The organism is Lentzea cavernae (assembly GCF_014653695.1).
Classification (GTDB): Bacteria; Actinomycetota; Actinomycetes; order Mycobacteriales; family Pseudonocardiaceae; genus Lentzea; species Lentzea cavernae.
In genome coordinates this window covers 1,084,835-1,102,924 of sequence record NZ_BNAR01000001.1, presented here as the reverse complement: position 1 = coordinate 1,102,924, position 18,090 = coordinate 1,084,835, and the positions used below count along the sequence as shown (strand labels likewise).

The 18,090-nt window shown below is 69.7% G+C and carries 17 protein-coding genes; 8 read left to right on the top strand and 9 right to left on the bottom strand.

The features are described 5' to 3' along the window. Positions 1 to 11 precede the first annotated feature (11 nt). A complete protein-coding gene (locus tag IE307_RS05065) occupies positions 12 to 1,688 on the bottom strand; it encodes a DEAD/DEAH box helicase (protein ID WP_191296229.1) in 1,677 nt (558 codons plus the stop codon). Between the two features lie 48 nt (positions 1,689 to 1,736). Then, positions 1,737 to 4,850, bottom strand: a complete 3,114-nt coding sequence (locus IE307_RS05060; protein ID WP_191296228.1) for a phosphodiester glycosidase family protein — start codon at positions 4,848 to 4,850, stop codon at positions 1,737 to 1,739. 23 nt (positions 4,851 to 4,873) lie between these two features. On the opposite strand from IE307_RS05060, the gene IE307_RS05055 reads away from it, so the two are divergent. Next, a complete protein-coding gene (locus IE307_RS05055) occupies positions 4,874 to 5,725 on the top strand; it encodes a DODA-type extradiol aromatic ring-opening family dioxygenase (RefSeq protein ID WP_191296227.1) in 852 nt (283 codons plus the stop codon). 48 nt (positions 5,726 to 5,773) lie between these two features. Here IE307_RS05055 and IE307_RS05050 read toward each other — a convergent pair whose 3' ends face one another. Continuing rightward, entirely contained in the window at positions 5,774 to 6,022 is a 249-nt protein-coding gene (locus IE307_RS05050; protein WP_191296226.1) for a hypothetical protein, read from the bottom strand. Then, complete coding sequence (locus IE307_RS47580) at positions 6,004 to 6,201, bottom strand: HC3 family zinc finger protein (protein WP_373305954.1); 198 nt, start codon at positions 6,199 to 6,201, stop codon at positions 6,004 to 6,006. Before IE307_RS47580 ends, IE307_RS05050 begins: the two co-directional genes overlap by 19 nt. 118 nt (positions 6,202 to 6,319) lie before the next feature. On the opposite strand from IE307_RS47580, the gene IE307_RS05040 reads away from it, so the two are divergent. Together IE307_RS05040 and IE307_RS05035 are read left to right on the top strand one after the other, a co-directional pair. Then, positions 6,320 to 7,150, top strand: coding sequence for a DUF5753 domain-containing protein (locus IE307_RS05040; RefSeq protein WP_191296224.1), 831 nt, complete (start codon positions 6,320 to 6,322; stop codon positions 7,148 to 7,150). 66 nt (positions 7,151 to 7,216) lie between these two features. Further along, complete coding sequence (locus IE307_RS05035; protein ID WP_191296223.1) at positions 7,217 to 8,074, top strand: ornithine cyclodeaminase family protein; 858 nt, start codon at positions 7,217 to 7,219, stop codon at positions 8,072 to 8,074. Positions 8,075 to 8,168: 94 nt separating this feature from the next. On the opposite strand, the gene IE307_RS05030 is transcribed toward IE307_RS05035, so the two are convergent. Together IE307_RS05030 and IE307_RS05025 are read right to left on the bottom strand one after the other, a co-directional pair. Then, positions 8,169 to 9,395 carry a glycoside hydrolase family 16 protein gene (locus IE307_RS05030; RefSeq protein WP_191296222.1) on the bottom strand — a complete coding sequence of 409 codons (1,227 nt, stop codon included), beginning with the start codon at positions 9,393 to 9,395 and terminating at the stop codon, positions 8,169 to 8,171. Positions 9,396 to 9,605: 210 nt separating this feature from the next. After that, positions 9,606 to 11,048 carry a trypsin-like serine protease gene (locus IE307_RS05025; protein ID WP_229904392.1) on the bottom strand — a complete coding sequence of 481 codons (1,443 nt, stop codon included), beginning with the start codon at positions 11,046 to 11,048 and terminating at the stop codon, positions 9,606 to 9,608. A 132-nt stretch (positions 11,049 to 11,180) separates the two neighbouring features. Between IE307_RS05025 and IE307_RS05020 the strand changes: the two genes are divergently transcribed. Together IE307_RS05020 and IE307_RS05015 are read left to right on the top strand one after the other, a co-directional pair. Continuing rightward, positions 11,181 to 11,744: a TetR/AcrR family transcriptional regulator gene (locus IE307_RS05020; RefSeq protein ID WP_191296221.1), complete on the top strand. Its 564-nt coding sequence runs from the start codon at positions 11,181 to 11,183 to the stop codon at positions 11,742 to 11,744. Continuing rightward, a complete protein-coding gene (locus tag IE307_RS05015; protein ID WP_191296220.1) occupies positions 11,741 to 12,304 on the top strand; it encodes a hypothetical protein in 564 nt (187 codons plus the stop codon). Before IE307_RS05020 ends, IE307_RS05015 begins: the two co-directional genes overlap by 4 nt. Here the strand turns inward: IE307_RS05015 and IE307_RS05010 are convergent. Continuing rightward, complete coding sequence (locus IE307_RS05010; RefSeq protein ID WP_229904391.1) at positions 12,260 to 12,673, bottom strand: nitroreductase family deazaflavin-dependent oxidoreductase; 414 nt, start codon at positions 12,671 to 12,673, stop codon at positions 12,260 to 12,262. The genes IE307_RS05015 and IE307_RS05010 overlap by 45 nt on opposite strands. Before the next feature lie 10 nt (positions 12,674 to 12,683). Continuing rightward, positions 12,684 to 13,445: a LuxR C-terminal-related transcriptional regulator gene (locus IE307_RS05005; RefSeq protein WP_191296218.1), complete on the bottom strand. Its 762-nt coding sequence runs from the start codon at positions 13,443 to 13,445 to the stop codon at positions 12,684 to 12,686. Positions 13,446 to 13,538: 93 nt separating this feature from the next. On the opposite strand from IE307_RS05005, the gene IE307_RS05000 reads away from it, so the two are divergent. The 3 genes from IE307_RS05000 to IE307_RS04990 are packed head-to-tail and all read left to right on the top strand — an operon-like array spanning position 13,539 to position 17,232. Beyond that, on the top strand, positions 13,539 to 15,194 hold the full coding sequence (locus tag IE307_RS05000; protein ID WP_191296217.1) for an AMP-binding protein: 1,656 nt from the start codon (positions 13,539 to 13,541) through the stop codon (positions 15,192 to 15,194). 37 nt (positions 15,195 to 15,231) lie between these two features. Continuing rightward, entirely contained in the window at positions 15,232 to 16,047 is an 816-nt protein-coding gene (locus tag IE307_RS04995) for an SDR family NAD(P)-dependent oxidoreductase (protein WP_191296216.1), read from the top strand. A gap of 15 nt (positions 16,048 to 16,062) precedes the next feature. After that, a complete protein-coding gene (locus tag IE307_RS04990; RefSeq protein ID WP_191296215.1) occupies positions 16,063 to 17,232 on the top strand; it encodes a hypothetical protein in 1,170 nt (389 codons plus the stop codon). On the opposite strand, the gene IE307_RS04985 is transcribed toward IE307_RS04990, so the two are convergent. Then, a complete protein-coding gene (locus IE307_RS04985; RefSeq protein ID WP_229904390.1) occupies positions 17,210 to 18,073 on the bottom strand; it encodes an AraC family transcriptional regulator in 864 nt (287 codons plus the stop codon). The genes IE307_RS04990 and IE307_RS04985 overlap by 23 nt on opposite strands. Positions 18,074 to 18,090: the final 17 nt, after the last annotated feature.

The window sequence follows — 18,090 nt, the reverse complement described above, 5'->3', positions numbered from 1 at the left end:
GTGGTCACGCACTAGCGGGGCTGGCGCTCGCGGCGGATCGTCACGCGCTTGCCCTTGATCGTGGCGTCGCGCAGCTGGTCGATCACGTCGTTCGCGGAGTCGCCCGGCACCTCGACCAGCGAGAACCTGTCGGCGATCTCGATCGCGCCGATCTCGCGGCCCTTCAGGTTCGTCTCGCCGGTGATGGCGCCGACGATGTCCTGCGGCCGGATGCCCGAGGAGCGGCCGGCACCCAGGAACAGGCGGGTCATGCCCTCGGACGGGCCGCGGCGTTCGCGGCGGGGGCCGGCGGGGGCGCCGTCGCGGCGCGGGCGGTCCTCGCGCGGGCGCACCTCCGGGATCTCCTCCTCGTCGGCGGCGGCACCGGAGGCCTCGTGCGCGAGCTTGACCGCGGCGAGCGCGATCTCCATGACGTCGAACTCGTCGGCCAGGGTCTCGACGACTACCCGGAAGCGCGACAGGTCGTCCTCGAGCAGCGACTCGTGCAGCGACGAGCGGGTCAGCTCGAGCTGGCGGGCGCGCAGGTCGGCGACGGTCGGGACCTTCTCGACCGGGATCTTGGTCTTGGTGACGCGCTCGATCGTCTTGAGCATCGAGTTCTCGCGCGGCTCGACCAGGGTGATCGCGACGCCCTCGCGGCCGGCGCGGCCGACGCGGCCGATGCGGTGCGTGTACGCCTCGGGGGCGGACGGCACGTTGTAGTTCACGACGTGCGTGAGCTGCTCGATGTCGAGGCCGCGGGCGGCGACGTCGGTGGCCACCAGCAGGTCGGCGGTGCCGGAGCGCAGGCGCGACATGACGCGGTCGCGCTGCTCCTGGCTGATGCCGCCGTGCAGCGACTCGGCGCGGTAGCCGCGGCCGTTGAGCGTCTCGGTGAGCTGGTCGACCTCGTCGCGGGTGCGGCAGAAGACGACGGCGGCGGTCGGCGACTCGACGTCCAGCACGCGGCCGAGGGCGGCGGGCTTGTGCTCGCGGCGCACCAGGTACGCGGTCTGCCGGACGCGCGGGGCCTCGCCCGGCTCGGTCTTCTCGCGCTCGATCTGGATCAGCACGGGGTTGCGCAGGTGGCTCTTGGCCATGCGGTCGATGCGCGGCGGCATCGTGGCCGAGAACAGCACGGTCTGCCGTTCGGCGGGCGTCTCGGTGAGGATCGCGTCGATGTCCTCCGCGAAGCCCATGTCGAGCATCTCGTCGGCCTCGTCGAGCACGACGACCTGCAGGTCGCCCAGCTGCAACGTGCCGCGCTGGAGGTGGTCGATCGCGCGGCCCGGGGTCGCGACGACGACGTCGACGCCGCGGGACAGCTCGCGCAGCTGGCGGCCGATGGGCTGGCCGCCGTAGATCGGGAGGACGCGCGTGCCCAGGTGGCGGCCGTAGCGGTGGACCGCCTCCGACACCTGCACGGCCAGTTCACGGGTCGGCGCGAGGACGAGAGCCAGCGGCTTCTCGCCCTTGCCGATCCTGTCGGCGATGCGCTCGAGCAGCGGCAGCGCGAACGCCGCCGTCTTGCCCGTGCCCGTGGCCGCCTGGCCCAGCAGGTCGTTACCCGCGAGCAACGGCGGGATCGCTTCGCTCTGGATCGGCGTCGGCTCCTCGTAGCCCAGAGCGTTGAGGGCGTTGAGGAGGTCGGGGCGCAGGCCCAGGTCGGCGAAACCGTTGTCGGCGGAACCGTTGTCGGCGGTGGTCATGGCGAGTATCTTCCCCCACCGCCTCACGCCGCACTCACCCAGACCAGGTCAAGACGCTCCCCGCGGGCCGACACCCACGTCCGCACTGGTCTTCGCGCCGTTCACCGTGACGGAGATCTTGACCTGACCAGGCCTTATCCCGGTGAGGACGCCGTTGTCCGGTTCGAGCCAGGCGACGTGCCAGGGCCGGATCCCGGACTTCGCGCCCACGTGCAGACCACGTGACCCTTCCCACACCGCGCCCATCGGATACCGCACCGGCAGCGACCGCGATCCCTGTTTCACCGTGGCCGCAACCGTTTCCGTCGCGCCGGGCTCGAGGACGGCTGGCGCGTGGAGCTGGAGCGAGTCCACGTGCGGTCGGATCTCGGCCCTGACGCCGTCCCCGGTGACGCCGGCCAGCGTCCAGCCGGTGAACCCTCCCGGTTCGGCGGGTGCCTTGCCGGAGTTGCCGTTGACCACGTGCGGCACGCCGTCCACAGTGGACGCGAAGAATCCGCCGACGTGCCCGCCGATGAACGCGGTCGGTCCGTCCCGTTCGGACAGCAGCCTCTCGAAGTAGTCCGCCTCCATTCGGTCGGCGAGCTGGCTCGTGCGCGCGGGCGTGGGATCACGCGGTGGGTGGTGCATCATCACGACGACTTGGCCTTCGGCGGTGTGGAGCGCGTTCTTCAGCATCTCCATCTGTTCGAAACCGCCGCCTCTGATCGTGCCGGTCGACGAGTCGAGCAGCACGAACCTGGTGCCCCTGTGGTCGAACATTCGGTGGGTGGCGCCGAACTCGCGGCGGAAGTTGTCGATCGTGCCCGGACCCATGACCTCGTGGTTGCCCGGCACGTAGTACCAGGGGAAGTCGCCGAGCTCCTCGGTGAGGACCCGGCGGGCGAACGCGAGGTCCGCGGGCGAGGCCTCGTCCACGAAGTCGCCGTTGACCACGACGAACTCGGCGCCGGACGCCCTGATCTCCCCGAGCGTGCGGCGGGCCGACCTGACCAGGTCGCTGTCCGGGTTCCGCGCCACGAACTGCGCGTCGGACATGACCGCGAACGTCCAGCCGGTCGCCTGGCCGATCACGCTCTCACGCAGGTCCGGTGCCGGCGGCAGGGCGATGCGCGGCGGCACCCTCGCGACGATGTCGTCGACGACCACCTCGCCGGTGTAGGACCGGTCCGCCCTGGTCTCGATCGTGGTGAACCTCGTGACCTGGAGGGGGAACTCGAGTTCCGGGGGCACCGCGACCTCGATCCGCTGCCAGCCGGTCCAGGTGATGTGGGGGCCGTAGAGCGCCCGCGACCGTCCTGTCGAGTCGGTGACGGTGAAGGCGGTCCACTCACCTCTGCCGCTGCCGAGCACCTGGGCGGTGAGCGACAGGGGCTGTCCGTGCACCTGGAGCGGTTCCGGCGGGACGGCGTGGGCGGTGCGCGTGCCGGTCGACTGGGTGAAGTCGTAGCTCAGCTCGAGGCCCTGACCCGTGTGGCCGTGGGGTTCCGGTGCCACCCCGCCGGTCGCGCGGGCGGACCCGAAGGTCCACTGTGGAGCGTCGTCGAACCCGGCGAGCAGCTGGTCGTCCGCACCGACCGTGACGGCCAGCCGGGTCTCCTTGCCCTGAGCGCGCGCCCTGATCGTGGTGGCGCCGGTCTTCAAGGCCTTGATCTGCAGGTCCGGGGTGATCTCGACGACCTTCCGGTCGTAGCTGAGGTCGAGGTCCGCCCGTTCGATCGGCGCGCCGTACCCCTCGGCGTCGAAACCGTTGATGCGCAAAGGCTTGCGTTCGCCCTCGTCCAGGCTCGTCCTCGGGTTCTCCGGCGCGAGCCTGGCGAGCTCGCCCAGCACGGTGAGCCGCATGGACTTCGTCGTGAGGCCTCGGGAGGCGGTGAACGACGCCGGTCCGGGGCGGGACGCCGCGTGGAAGGTGTCGCCGATCGCCCAGCCTCCCGTCGCGCGCGTGACGTGTCCGGCGCCGGTGGCCGGCCCGAACGTCTCGTCGTGGCCGCGCACGGTCATCCTGCGGGTCAGGCCGGGGAAGACGCGGGTGCTCGAGGTCTGGACGTCGAAGCCGGTGAGACGGCCGGAGCCGGTGGGCGCGTAGAGCGCGAGACCGTTGGGGACCGGTCGTTCGGCGCCGTCGGAGGGGGTGTTGACGACCTTCAACGCGGTGGTGCCGGGTTCACGGGCGAGCATGGTCGACGACCCGCCGCCGTCGAGGTTGAGGGCGTTGTGCGCGCCGAGTCCGATCATGGCGTCCGCGAGGTCCCTCAGGTTCAGGCCCTGCAGGTAGGCGCTCTGCCGTCCGTCGACGGTCAGCACGTGCATCTGCTTGCCGTCCCGCGAGAACCCGACCGCGGTGCGCGGGTGCAGGGCGTCGTCCGGAGCGACGTTCCTCCCGTTCTCGACCAGCAACTGCCGCCCGCCGATGGCCGTCCTCGGCTCGCTGCCGTCGCTGGTGCGGCTCCGGTAGCTGACCTCGGCCCTGTCGCCGGGCTTGAGGGTCCGGAGCACGTCCGCACCCTTGTCCCGGCCGACCAGCGCGTACCCCTGGACGGGCTCGTCGCTCGGACTTCGTACTTTGTGGACGACGCCGTCCTTGACGATCACCTCGGCCGTGTTGGCCGCACCCTGTGTCGCGCGCGCTCTGCTGTAGCTGCCCCACAACGGGTTGAAGACGCCGATGCCGTCCACGTCGATCTTGGCGCTGTTGAGCTGCGTCAGCGCGTGCGTCCCGTTGAGCGTGCCCTCGAAGAAGGTCTCCATCACGCTGCCGATGCCGGCCGCGTCGATGCCGATCGCCCTCCTGCCGCCGGATTTGACGAGCTCGCCGTCCTTGACCCCGACGCCTTCCGGCGCGTTGGAGTTGTCGATGTCGAAGAAGTCGCCGTTGACCGCCGCGACCGCCCGCCCGGCTTGGTGCGACAGCGGCGCCGCCTGCGTCACGGTGCCGGGGTCGACGTACCCGGCCCGCACCTTCGTGAGGTCCACGGCCAGCGCGTCCCCGCGAACCCACCCGCCGGGCTCGTACCAGTCGAACGAACTGAGCGTGACGCCGGGAGCGACGGGTCTCTCGCTGCGGTCGGTCTCGATGCGCCGGGCGGTGTCGGCGTGAGCCGGCGGAACGGGCACGAGGAGGACGGCGGTGATGATCACCGCAAGTGCACGACTCGTCACGCCCCGAAACCTAGACTGGCCCGGTGAAGAACCGCCTAACGGTCTGCGCCTCGCACCTGATCACGCTGCCCAGCGCGCCCTTCGGCCCCGTCCGCGAGGCGATCGCGGACGCGCGGGAGACCGTGCGCGAGTTCGATCCGGAGCTCGTCGTCTTCTTCGGCACCGACCACCGCCGCGCCTTCCGCACGGTCGTCCCGACCTTCGCCGTGGTGCTGTCCGCCACGGCCCAGGGCGACGTCGCGGGCCCGGTCGGCTCCTACGACGTGCCCGCCGCACTGGGCCGTTCCCTGGTCGCGGACCTCGTGGCTCACGAGTTCGACATCGCCACCGCCTACGAGGCCGCCCTGGACCACGCCTTCGGCCACACGGCCCGCGACCTGCTGGGCTCGATCTCCGCGAAGCCGGTGCTGCCGATCTTCATCAACTGCGCCTCACCACCGCACGCCACCTTCCGCCGCGCCGCATCCCTCGGCCGCCGCGTCGGGGAGTTCTTCGCCGACCGGCGCGTGCTGTACGTCGGGTCCGGCGGGCTGGCGCACGACCTGCCCGGGTTCCGCGAGCCCGAGACCGGTGTGGTGCTCTCCGAACCGGAACGCCAGGCGTGGATCAAGGACGTCAACGAGCGCGCACGACGTGAGGGGACCGTCCGCGAGCTGGTGCGCGCGTGGGACGAGTCCTTCCTTGCGGGGATCGGCGGCACGTCGTGGGAGTGGCTCGACTCGATCGGCACCGACCTGGTGGAGCGCGGCGGCAACGGGGCTGCCGAGTGCCTGACCTGGACGGCCGCGTGGGCCGCCGGTGGAAGGGGACTGACGACGCTGGCCCACGAGTTCGACACGAGTGGGCGCGCCGTTGCGATCACGCAGTCGGCGTGAGGATGATCAGGATCCGGGTGCCGGACGCGGCGGAGCCGGGCCGCCCGTTCAGTCCTGCGGGACGTCGACGGTGGAAAGCACTTCGGCCTCCGCCAAATACAACCTCCCGAGATCGATGAGAAGCGTGCCGAGTTCGCGGTAGTGCTCCGCACGCTCAACGTCAGGAATGAGCCCGCACGTGCGCAACATGTTCTGCGCGAGCAACTCGCCGAACTGTGGATAAGTCTTCACCACCTCACGCGAGAGGCGTTGAAGAGATACGCGCAGAAGGTCTTCGGTCAGGATTTCCGCGGCCATGGCAGGATCCCCTCGTTCTCTCGCCAGACGCCGTCGCAGTCCCAGCACGTCGGCCACACGTTCTTGTTGGTCCAGAGGTCAAGCTCCTGCGGTACGAAGGGATCGCCGCAGAGGGTCTCGAGGAGCTGCCCCCTGACCGGCTCGTCGTGAATGGCGTGTCGCAGCCCGTCGTGGGGCATCCATCGGAACTTCACGGAATTATTCTCCAACTTGGAGATGCTCCAAGCTAACGCCCTTTTGGGTTGTGTTGGTGTCAAATGTTCTGGCGTGGTGATGAATGGGTCTACGGTCCTCGCCATGCCGAAAAGATTCTCCACTGCGAGGGGCCGTGAGTTCGGGGACGGCCTCCGTGCGGCCGTCGCCGCCACGGGCATGACGTCGCGCAAGGTCGCCGAGCTCGTCGGCTGGCAGGAGGCCAAGCTCTCCGACCTCGTCAACGGGAAGGGCGGCGCCACCGAGCTCGAGCTGGCGCTGCTGCTGGGCGCCTGCCGGACGCCGCCCCGGGAACGGGACCACCTGCTCTCGCTCTTCACGGGCACCGGCGTCAAGGGGTGGTGGCAGGAGCACGGCAGCTGTGCCCCGATCAGTCCCCGCACGCTGGTCGAGCACGAGCGGCTGGCGAAGGGCCTGGTGAGCTGGCAGACGATGCTGCTGCACGGCATGGTGCAGACGCCGGACTACACGCGTGCCGTGCTCGACGCCTGCGCGAACGTGCCGCAGGGCGAGCGGGAGGAACGGGTCGAGGCGCGGGGTCTGCGGCAGGAGACGCTCCGCGGTGGGGTGAGGGCCTGCTTCTTCATGCCCGAGGCGGTGCTGCTGGGCCGGGTCGGCGGGGGCGAGGTGATGCGGGAGCAGTTGCTCCACCTGGACGACCTGGCCGCGAAGCCGAGGATCGACGTCCGGGTCGTGCCGGTGGGGGCCGGTGCGCACGCGGGCATGGCCGGGTCGTTCGACCTGCTGTCGTTCGACAGGTACGACGACGTCGTGTTCCTGGAGAGCGAGAACTCCAGTCTGATCATCGAGGCGCCGGAGGCGCTCAGGTCGTACCGGCGGGTCGTCGAGGGCCTCGATGCCGTCGCCCTGGACGCGGAACGGTCGAGGGAGCTGATCAGGAAGTCGCTGGTGTGAGGAGACCTCGACGGCCTCGTTCCCGGGCGCGCTCGGGCGTTCGGGCCGAGTCGTTACGCTTCGGGCATGACCATGCCCGAAGCGATCGATGCCGTGCGTCAAGCGTTCGTCGGGCTGGCGGCGGAGGAGTTCGACCTCCCGCCGCGGCAGGCGTTCAGCGACAGTCGGTCGCTCGTCATGGCGGTGCACCACCGGCCGACGAAGTCCACCGCCGTCAAGGTGATCAGCGTCGAGGTCGAGCGGGATCCGGTGATCACGGGCACGGTCGTGTACTCGCACCCGGACGGTCAGTTCGTCGCGGACGCGGTGCCGCTCACGACGCTGCGGACCGGTGCCGTCGTCGGTGTGGCGACGGATCTGCTGGCCGACGAGCACGCGTCGCACCTGGCGTTGCTGGGGGCGGGGGCGCAGGCGGCGGACCAGGTCCGCGCGGTGCACGCGGTGCGGCCGTTGAAGAAGCTGGTCGTGTTCAACCGCAACGCCAAGAAGGCCGAGGCGTTGCTGGAGAGCCTGCGGGACGAGCTGCCCGGCACGGTGATGGACACGGCGGCGAACGCGGACGAGGCCGTGGAGGACGCGGACGTCGTGTGCTGTGCGACGGCGTCGACGATGCCGTTGTTCCGGTGCGAGTCCCTCAAGGAACGGGTGCACGTCAACGCGATCGGGTCGTACCGGCCCGTCATGCGCGAGTTGCCGCAGGAGCTGCTGGCGACCGCCGGGGTCGTGGTGGTGGACCAGGTCGAGGCGGCGCTGAGCGAGGCCGGCGAGATCATCCGGGCGGTGCAGTCGGGTGTGCTCCGGCTGGAGTCGCTGGTCGAACTCGGTGCGGCGCTGGGGAATCCGCCGCTGCGCGAGGGCAGGACGGTGTTCAAGTCGGTGGGCGTCGCGGTGCAGGACTGGGCCGTCGCGCGGCTCAAGGCGTGAGAAAGCGCTGGACGTGAACCCATCCGCCGCGGGGGTTCACGTCCAGCGCTTGATTCTCCCTGTCAGGTCACGGATGACCTGACGAGGAGAGACCTCAGACAGCCCACTTCTGGCTGGCGACGCCGAGGCAGTCCCAGATGTGGGTTCTCGTGCCGTCGGCCGAGGAACCTCCCACGGCGTCCAGGCACTTGTTGGCCTGCGGGTTCACGATGTCCTGCGCCCCGCTGACGGCCCATTGCTGGGCACCGGACCCGTTGCAGTCCCAGAGCTGGACCACTGTGCCGTTCCCGGTTCCGCCACCGTTGACGTCGAGGCACTTGCCCAGCGCGCGGATCGTGCCGTCACCGGGACGGCTCCACTTCTGGGCGGCGTTGCCGTTGCAGCCGACGATCTGGATGGGCGTGCCGTTGGCCGAGTTGGCCCACGGGACGTCGAGGCACTTGCCGCCGATGCCGCGGATCTCCGAACCACCGCTGGGAGGCGGGGTGGTGTCGCTGGAGGAGGCGCGGACCCAGTCGATCACGAGCTGCTGCGGGAACGTCGTGCTGGCGTCGGGGTAGCCCGGCCACTCACCACCGACCGCGAGGTTGATGATGATGAAGAAGGGCTTGTTGAACACCCACGGGTTGCCGTTGACGTCGGTCGGCGTGTTGCGGGCGTAGACGTTGCCGTCCACCGACCACGTGATCTCGCCGGGCTTCCAGTCAACCGCGAAGTTGTGGAAACCGTCGGAGAAGTTCGGGCCGTTGTAGGCGTGGGACTTGCCGCCGGCACCGGAGTAACCGGGGCCGTGGATCGTGCCGTACACGGTGTTCGTCTGGTGTCCCAGGAACTCCATGATGTCGATCTCGCCGGAACCGGGCCACGGGTTGCCGGTGTTGATGTCGGCGCCGAGCATCCAGAACGCGGGCCAGATTCCCTTGCCGCGCGGCATCTTCATGCGCGCTTCGAACCGGCCGTAGGTCTGGGTGAACTTGTTCGCGGTGTTGATGCGCGCGGACGTGTACTCACACCGTCCGTACCAGCAGTTGTAGTTGCCGGGGTTCTCCTTCTTGGCCGTGATGACCAGGTTGCCCTGGCCGTCGTGCGCCGCGTTGGAGGTACCCGACTGGTACCACTGGTTTTCCCTGTTGTTGCCGTTGTTGTTGCCCACTTCCATGTTCCACTTGCCACCGTCGACGCCTGAGCCGGCGGGAGCGTTGAACTCGTCGGCCCAGGTCACCGCCGCGTTGGCAGGGGGAGCTTGGCTGGTGGTGGCGACGGTGATCCCTGCGGCCACCATCAAGGCAGCGGCAAGGGCCGTCCCGATGCGTCGCTGCATCGAACCGACCTTTCCGGGTGTTGAGTTGTGCGCCCAGTGGTTCGGAAGTGTTGTCGCGCCGTGACCCTCGGTCAACGTGTAAAGGTTTTCACGAATTTGTCAGATGAGAGCGCTCTCAGGCGGGCTGAACCACTACCAGCGGATTTAAGGCTGCTTAACTCAAAACTGCGTCTCCGCAGGGCCTAAACGGACCCTGCGGAGACGGCCGGCTCAGCCTTGCGGGGTGGTGATGACGGTGAAGACCGACCCGCCGCTCGCCTGGCGGGCGCTCAGGTCCTCGAGGATCGTCGAGAGCGGCGAGTAGTTGTTCAGCTCGCCGAGCTGGCAGGCACCGCTGCGGGCCTGCTGGCTGCCGTTGAGGATGCCGAGCCCGGCCTGGGTGACCTGGCTGAACAACGGGCTGCCGCTGTCACCGTTCCGCGCGCAGATGTCGGTGTTGATGCCGACGTCGGTCGAGAGGACACGGCCGCAGCGGGTGCCGACGAGGTAGCCCTCACCAGCGCCGCTGTCGTAGGAGTCCGGGTAGTTCACCGCGCTGGAGCCCGAGCCGGACGCGCACACGATCGCGCCGGCCAGGATCCCGGACAGCGGGGTGACCGAGGTGATCTCCTGGTTCTGCGAGGTCACCTGCGGGCCGCACGGGGTGTCGCCGTTGCTGTCGAGACCGCCGTTGCGGCAGTACTTCAGCACGGTGTTGCGGTTCGTCTGGCTCTCCAGCCACGTGTTCGCGGTGGCCGCGTCGACGTACCGCAGTGCGGCGTAGTCGTACGGGTAGGAGTTCTTCTCGATGCCGTGCTGGTTGAGGACGACCTGGCGGTTGTGCTCGGTCGGCACGTTGTTCGTCTTGGTGGCCATGCAGTGGCCCGCGGTCAGCACCCACGGCACACCGGGGAACGCCCCTCCGGTCGTCCGCAGGTTGAAGGCCGAGGTGCAGCCGCCGGTGGTGCCGTTGTCACGCCTCATGTCCAGGCGCAGGCCGCCGCGCATGGGGCCGTAGTTCGTGCAGTACAACGGGTGGCAGAAGCCCCAGTCGACCGGGTCGGCCGAGTACGGCGTCGGCTCCTGCAGGACGCGGGCCGAGACCATGCCCGGGTCGGCGTCGAACGTGCGGATCTCCGCCTGCGCGGCCGCTCCGACCTCGTTCTTCCGCAGCCACGCGCGTTCCCACACGACGACGCGGTTCTCGGTCGTGCTGACGGCCGGCAGGTACACCGAGTCCGCTCCCGCGCCGACCTGCTCGCTGATGCGGTCGTGGGCGGCGCGCAGTGAGGCCAGGGAGTTCTTGACCGTGCGGACCTTGACGTGCGCGCGGTCCGCCATCGAACCGATCTGGCGCTGGGCGGCGGCGGGCTTCGTCATCGCCACGACGAGCTCACCGGCCTGCTGGTCGAGCCACATGCCGCCGTACTCGCCGGCGGCCTCCTTCTGGAGTCTCTCCTCGAGCTTCGCCGCGTCGTTCTGCAGTTCCAGCCGCCGCAACGCTTCCCGCTCGCTGACGCGGTAGGTCTGCACCAGGTAGTCGATCGACTCCTGCACGGTGCTCGGGTCGATCGTGTTCTGCAACGTCGGACCGGCCGTGGCCGGTGCTGCCGTGACGGTCGACGCGAGCAGCAGGCCCGCGGTGACCGCCCCCAGGATCTTGGCTAATCGCAATGGTTTCTCCTTGCCGATGCGAATGACCTGTTCTTCCTATCGGCGAGCGGGCCCGCGTTCGCGGGGATCCACGAGATCTTCACCAAACCTCCCCGCTTGACACGCAAGGCTAACAATATTAGCTTTTAAGCTATGGCTGTTCGCCCACGTCTCACCACCGCCAAGGTCGTGGACGCCGCACTGGAACTGGTCGACGAGCAGGGGGCCGGCGCGCTGACGCTCGCCGCCGTCGCCGCACGGACCGGAGTGGCCACACCCTCGCTGTACAAGCACGTCGCGAGCCTCGCCGAGCTCCGGGGCCACATCGGCGTGCGCGTGATCGAGGACATGACCGCCCGGTTCACCGAGGCGGTCCTGGGCCGGTCGGGCGACGAGGCCGTCGAGGCGCTCATGCACGCGCACCGCGCGTATGCGGCGGAGCACCCGAACCGCTACGCGGCCGCGCCGATGGACCCGCTGCACGACGAACTTCAGCGGGCGGCCGGGGCGAAGCTCATGGACGTCCTGCTCGCGACGCTGAGGAGCTACGGCCTGGAGGGCTCGGACGCCGTCCACGCCACCCGGCGGCTGCGGGTCATCGCGCACGGGTTCGCGTCGATCGAGTCCAGCGGCGGGTTCGGCCTGCCAGAGGGCCTCGACGACACCTACGACCAGCTCGTCCGGATGTACCTCGACGACCTCAGGGGGCAATCGTGAAGTGGACGCTTTCCGCGGCAGGCCTGCTGTTCCTGCTCTACCCGGCGCTGAGACCGTGGCACGACGAGACGACGGCCGCGGGCGCGGCGGCCTCGATGGGCTCGACCGCCTGGGTCCTCTCGCACCTGTTCGCGATGATCGGCTTCATCCTCGTGCCGATCGCGTTGCTGGAGGTCCACCGCACGGCCGCGATCACGTTCTGGGTCGGCGCAGGCCTCACGTTGCCGTACTACGGCGCCGAGGACTTCGGCCTGCACGCCGTCGCACAGCAGCCGAACGTCCTCGAACTGGCCGAGGCCGTGCGCTACAACCCGTTCGCCGTCACGACTTTCGGCCTCGGGCTGGTCACCGTGGGCGTCGCGGCGGTCCTGGTCGCACTGAAGCTCCGCACCACCGCGGCGATCGTGTTCGCGGCCGGGTTCGCGTTGTTCCTGCCGCAGTTCTTCACGCCGCCGGCGGTACGGATCGCCCACGGCGTGCTGATGGTCGTGGGCTGCGTGTGGCTGGCGTGGGACTCAGCGCGCAGTCAGGCGGAAGACCCGCAGTTCGCGGCCGCCTGAACGCTCCACGTAGTCCTGGAACGCGGGCCAGGCCGCCACCATCCGGGTCCAGGCGGCCTCCCGCTCGGCCCCCTCCAGCAACGTGCCCCGCACGTCGCGGACGTCGCCGCGCACGTTCACCTGGATGTCCGGGTTCTTCACCAGGTTCGCGGTCCACGCCGGGTGGTGGGGCTTGCCCCAGTTGGAACCGACGACCAGCATCGACTCGCCGTCGGCCACGTACTGCACCTGGTTCTCGCGCCGCTCACCGGACTTGGCGCCGACGGTGATCAGCGTCAGGCCGGTCTGCTTGGACAACGACACGAGTGTGAACTTGCCGCCGGTCAGCTTGTAGAGCAGGCGATCGGTCCCGATCACGGCCTTCTCCATCAACGACATCTCACAGCGCTCCCGTCGACCTCGCCGCGTGGACCGCGGCGGTTCTGTTGTGCACCCCCAGCTTGCGCATCGCGCCCCGGAGGTAGGCCTTGACGGTCTCGGTGCTCAACCCGAGCTCGGCGGCAATCTCCCGGTTCGACGCACCGACCGCGGCCAGCCGGAGCGTATCGAGTTCACGCGGGGTCAGGCCGGAGGGGACGCTCACGGGAGGTTCCCCGCCGAGGCTCTGGTGCACCTTGCGGAGTCGGTCGCGCAGCACCGGGTCGCCGACGAGCTTGGCGACCTCGGCCAGTTCGCGGAGTGCGGCCTGCGTGTGGAGGGAAGGCATGTCCAGGTCCTGTGCGAAGTGCTGCGCGATGGCGCCGGCCATCCTGATCGCCCGGTCTCCCACGGGCGTCTGCCCGCGCACGGCCCCGTAGAGCACGCCGTGCACGGTGCCGCGCACCGTCACCGGGTAGGCGAACACCGAGGTCAGCCGTTCGTTCACCACCACCATCTGGTCGAACTCGTGGGTGATCGCCCTGGTCGAGGCGTAGTCGTTGACGCGCACGGCGCTGCCCAACGCGATCGCCGTGCCGCCCAGGCCGCGGCCCGTGCCGACGCGCAGACCGTGCAGCGACGTGCCGTGCACGCCCAGGAAGCTGCTCAACAACAGCTCGTGGGCGGGCGTGACCGCACCGCCGAACACGACGGGCAGCCCGGTGGCACGGCGGAGCATGTCCAGGCGTTGCGGCAGCAGTGCCTGGAAACGGTCTGGCAGCACGCCAGCAGTTTCGCCGACGACCGCACCCTCGAAAAGGGGTGCACCCCCGATCGGGGGTATACCGGTGGCCCGGCGCTCACCACCCTCTCCGACATGTCCAGTCACGACACCTACCGCGCGGCTCGCGACCTCGTGCTCAGCGACCCCGGCGCGTTCAGCTGGCCCAGCTTCGGCGACGACTTCAACTGGGCGCACGACTGGTTCGACGTCATCGCCGAGGGCAACTCCGCGACGGCGTTGCACATCGTCGAGGAGGACGGTTCCGAGCGCGCGTACTCGTTCGACGAGGTGCGCCGCCGGTCCAACAGCGTCGCCCACTGGCTCGCGGGGCACGGCGTCGGCAAGGGCGACAGCGTGATGATCATGCTGGGCAACCAGGCCGAGCTGTGGGAGTCGATGCTCGCGGTGATGAAGCTCGGCGCGGTGATCATGCCGACCACCACCGCGCTCGGACCGGCCGATCTCGAGGACCGCCTTCGGCGGGGTTCGGTGCGGCACGTCATCGCGCGCGTCGAGGACGCCGGCAAGTTCGCGGAAGGGCCCGTCCTGATCAGCGTCGGTGGCACCGCGGCCGGCTGGGTGGACTACGCGGACACCGCGCAGGCGCCGGACACCCCGTTGCCACATCCGCGGACCAAGCCCGACGACCGGCTGCTGCTGTACTTCACCTCCGGCACGACCAGCCGCCCCAAGCTCGTCGAGCACACCCAGGTCTCCTACCCGGTGGGCCACCTCACGACCATGCACTGGATCGGCCTCAGGCCCGGCGACGTGCACCTCAACATCAGCTCGCCCGGCTGGGCCAAGCACGCGTGGAGCTGCTTCTTCGCGCCGTGGATCGCCGAGGCGACGATCTTCGTCTACAACTACACCCGGTTCGACGCGGCCGCGTTGCTCGGCCAGATCCGCGAGAAGGGCGTCAGCACGTTCTGCGCGCCGCCGACCGTCTGGCGGATGCTGATCAAGGCCGACCTCAGCGGCGGGCCCGGCGGGCTGCGCGAGGTCGTGGCCGCCGGCGAGCCGCTCAACCCCGAGGTGGTCGAGCAGGTCCAGAACCAGTGGGGCCTCACGATCCGCGACGGCTTCGGCCAGACGGAGACCACGCTGTCGGTCGGCAACGTGCCGGGCGCGCCGGTGAAGCCCGGCTCGATGGGACGGCCTCTGCGGGGCGTCCCGATCGTGCTCGTCGACCCGATCACCGGCGAGCAGGCCGACGAGGGCGAGATCTGCGTCGACCTGGGCGAGCGGCCGATGTCGCTGATGGTCGGCTACCACGGCGACGACGAGCGCAACGCCGAGGCGATGGCCGGCGGTTACTACCACACGGGTGACATCGCGAGCCGCGACGAGGACGGCTACCTGTTCTACATCGGGCGCACCGACGACGTGTTCAAGGCGTCGGACTACAAGATCTCGCCGTTCGAACTGGAGAGCGTGCTGATCGAGCACCCGGCGGTCACCGAGGCCGCTGTCGTGCCGGCGCCCGATCCGCTGCGGCTCGCCGTGCCCAAGGCGTACGTGGCCCTGAGCGCGGGCTGGGAGCCCAACCGCGAGACGGCGCTGGAGATCCTCAGGCACGCCCGCGAGAACCTGGCGCCGTTCCAGCGGATCCGGAGGCTGGAGTTCTTCGAGCTGCCCAAGACCGTGTCCGGCAAGATCCGCCGGGTCGACCTCCGCGCGCGGGAGGAGCAGGGCGCCGGGGAGAAGGGGGAGTGGCGCGACGACCAGTTCCCCGAACTGCGCCGCTAACGTGAGTGCTCCGCCGTCCTCGACGACAGGAGCAGACATGGTCCGCAAGCTCTCAGGACGCCCGGCGGTGATCACCGGGGCCGCCTCGGGGATCGGCCGCAGCCTCGCGCAGCGGTTGTCCCGGCACGGGTGCCCGGTGGCCATCGCCGACGTCAACGAGATCGAGCTGGAGAAGACCGCCGCGTCGCTGCAGGGCCCGGTGCTCACCAGGGTCCTCGACGTGCGCGACGCCGAGGACGTTCAGCAGTTCGCGGGCGAGGTGCGGGCGTGGCTCGACCTGCCGCTCGCGGCGGTGTTCAACAACGCGGGCGTCGCCACCTCCACGACCGTGCTGAACTCCGTGGTGGAGGACGACTCCTGGCTGTTCGACATCAACTACTGGGGTGTCGTGAACGGCACGCGGGCGTTCCTGCCGCAGCTGGTCAAGCAGAACTACGGCGTCGTCGTGAACACCTCCAGCGTGTTCGGGCTGTGCGGGATGCCGAAGCAGAGCGCGTACTGCGCCGCGAAGTTCGCCGTCCGCGGCTTCACGGACTCGCTGCGCCAGGAGCTGCGCGGCACCGGTGTCTCGGCGGTCGCCGTGCACCCCGGCGGCATCAAGACCAACATCATCCGCAACGGCCGCATCCACACCGAGCTCGACGAGCAGGGCCGGTCGGTGGAGCAGATGGCGGCGGACTTCGACAGGATCGCGCTGACCACCCCGGACAAGGCAGCCGAGATCATCCACCGCGGCGTCGAACGCGGGAAGTCGCGCGTGCTCGTCGGCCCGGACGCCTACGTGTTCGACGCGCTCGCCCGCATCACGCCGTCCCACTACTACTCCATCATGGCGCGGCTGTTCGAGCGGTGAGGCATGATCCTCGCCGTGGCTTCGGAGACGGTCGTGCGGCGGACCGAGCAGTGGTTCGTCCGGCAGGGCGCCCCGACGATGATCGAGGGCTACGGCTTCCGGTCGCACGTGCTGCCGCGGATGTTGCCGGCGCTCACGTTCGTGGCCGTCGGCAGCCTCGCGTGGCTGGTGCTGCAGCAGTCCGCCGGCCTGTCGCGGTGGCTGCTGCTCGGGCTGATCGTCGCGGTGATGATCTCCGCGTGGGTCCTGCTCTCGCTGTTCGTGCGGCGGATGCCGAGCTTCTCCCCGCGGATGACCGTGCTGGTGCTGGTCGTGTACGCGGCGATACCGGTGATCACACCGCTGGTGCAGTCCGCGATCGACGTCAAGTTCACCGCACCGGACGGGGACGCGGAGTCCGAGTCGGTCTGGGGCGCCCTGGTGTGGTTCGTGATGGTCTTCGGGTTCGCGTTCGTGGCGACGATGCTGGCCACGACCTACGGGCTGGGCGCGCTGCTCAAGGCGGCCATCCGGCACGTGATCGCGGACCTGCGCAACAGCGTGCACCTGATCGGCAGGGCGTTGCCGCCGATGCTGTTCGTGACGCTGTTCCTGTTCTTCACCGGTGAGCTGTGGCAGGCGATGAACCGGCTGCTGTGGCCGCGGGTCAGCCTCGTCGTGCTGCTGTTCGCCGCGATCACCGTGCTCGCGGCGGCGGCCCGGCTGCGCGACGAGATCGGCCGGGTGGAACAGGACTTGCGGCCGGAGATCCTGAAGGTCGCCTGCAAGGGCACCCCGCTGTCCGGAGTGAACATCGCGGAGCCGTTGCCGCCCAAGAAGTTGAACGGCCGGCAGTCGCGCAACCTGCTGGTGATGCTTGCGATCCGGCAGCTGGTGCAGGCGGCGGTGATCGGGCTGTCGCTGTTCGCGTTCTTCGTGGTGCTGGGCCTGATCGTGGTCACGCCCGAGATCGCCGAGCAGTGGATCGGGGCGCCCGCGACGCCGTCGATGATCCCCGGTGTGCCGTCGGCGATGCTGCGCAACGCCACGCTGTTCGCGGCGTTCGGCAGCATGTACTTCTCGGTGATCTCGATGAGCGACGCCGAGCACCGGCGCCAGTTCTTCGCGCCCGTCATCGAGAAGGTCGAGCGGACGCTGGAGGTCCGCGCGGTGTACCTCGACGTCAGAGAACGGGCTGGAGCCTGAGCTTCGCGTCCCTGCTGGGCGGCGCGCCGAACTGGCGGCGGTACTCGCGGCTGAACTGCGACGGGCTGTCGTAGCCGACGCGGTGGCTGACGCTTGTCACGTCGGAGCTCGTCGCGAGCAGCAACCTGGCCTCCTGCAACCGGATCTGCTTCTGGAACTGGATCGGGCTCATCGCCGTGACGGCCTGGAAGTTGCGGTAGAACGCCGATTCGCTCATGCCCGCGACGCGCGCGACGTTCTCGACCTTGAACGACTCCGCGTAGTTCTCCCTGATCCACCTCACCGCCCTCGCGATGTGGCTGAGACCGCTGTCCTGGGCGCCGAGTTGCCGCACGGCGGCGCCCTGCTCGCCGGTCATGACCCGCCAGAGGATCTCCTGCTTGATCAACGGGGCCAGCGCCCGCGCGTCCTTCGGCTGGTCGAGGAGGCGCGCGAGCCTCGTCACGGCGTCGACGAGCTCGGGGGAGGCGTCGCTGACGGCCAGGCCCTCCGGCGTGCCCGCGGCTTTCGGCAGGTCGTGGGCGAGGAGCAGTTCCGCGACCTTGTCCGGCCGCAGGACCAGGCCGAGGCCGAGCGCGGGCTCGGACGGGCTGATGCCGACGTAGTTGCCGGTGATCGGCATGTCGATCGACGTCACCAGGTACTGGCCCGCGCGGTAGTCGTAGACGCGGTCGCCCAGCGCGATGCGTTTGCGGCCCTGGGCGATGAAAGCGAGGATCGTGCCGGTCATGGACGGGGCCGGCGGGCCTCCCACCGCGGTCCTGGAGACCAGGACGTCGTCGATGGTGGTGGTCAGGTCCGGGCGGGCGTGCTTGGTGATCAGCGCGCGTAGTTCGTCCACGTCCTCGATCGTCCCCG

Excerpts from the sequence above, each read along its gene's own strand:
- IE307_RS05065 (WP_191296229.1), bottom strand. The coding sequence starts at position 1,688 with ATGACCACCGCCGACAACGGTTCCGCCGACAACGGTTTCGCCGACCTG.
- IE307_RS05050 (WP_191296226.1), bottom strand. The coding sequence starts at position 6,022 with ATGGCCGCGGAAATCCTGACCGAAGACCTTCTGCGCGTATCTCTTCAA.
- IE307_RS47580 (WP_373305954.1), bottom strand. The coding sequence starts at position 6,201 with ATGCCCCACGACGGGCTGCGACACGCCATTCACGACGAGCCGGTCAGG.
- IE307_RS05040 (WP_191296224.1), top strand. The coding sequence starts at position 6,320 with ATGCCGAAAAGATTCTCCACTGCGAGGGGCCGTGAGTTCGGGGACGGC.
- IE307_RS05035 (WP_191296223.1), top strand. The coding sequence starts at position 7,217 with ATGACCATGCCCGAAGCGATCGATGCCGTGCGTCAAGCGTTCGTCGGG.
- IE307_RS05030 (WP_191296222.1), bottom strand. The coding sequence starts at position 9,395 with ATGCAGCGACGCATCGGGACGGCCCTTGCCGCTGCCTTGATGGTGGCC.
- IE307_RS05020 (WP_191296221.1), top strand. The coding sequence starts at position 11,181 with ATGGCTGTTCGCCCACGTCTCACCACCGCCAAGGTCGTGGACGCCGCA.
- IE307_RS05010 (WP_229904391.1), bottom strand. The coding sequence starts at position 12,673 with ATGGAGAAGGCCGTGATCGGGACCGATCGCCTGCTCTACAAGCTGACC.
- IE307_RS05000 (WP_191296217.1), top strand. The coding sequence starts at position 13,539 with ATGTCCAGTCACGACACCTACCGCGCGGCTCGCGACCTCGTGCTCAGC.
- IE307_RS04995 (WP_191296216.1), top strand. The coding sequence starts at position 15,232 with ATGGTCCGCAAGCTCTCAGGACGCCCGGCGGTGATCACCGGGGCCGCC.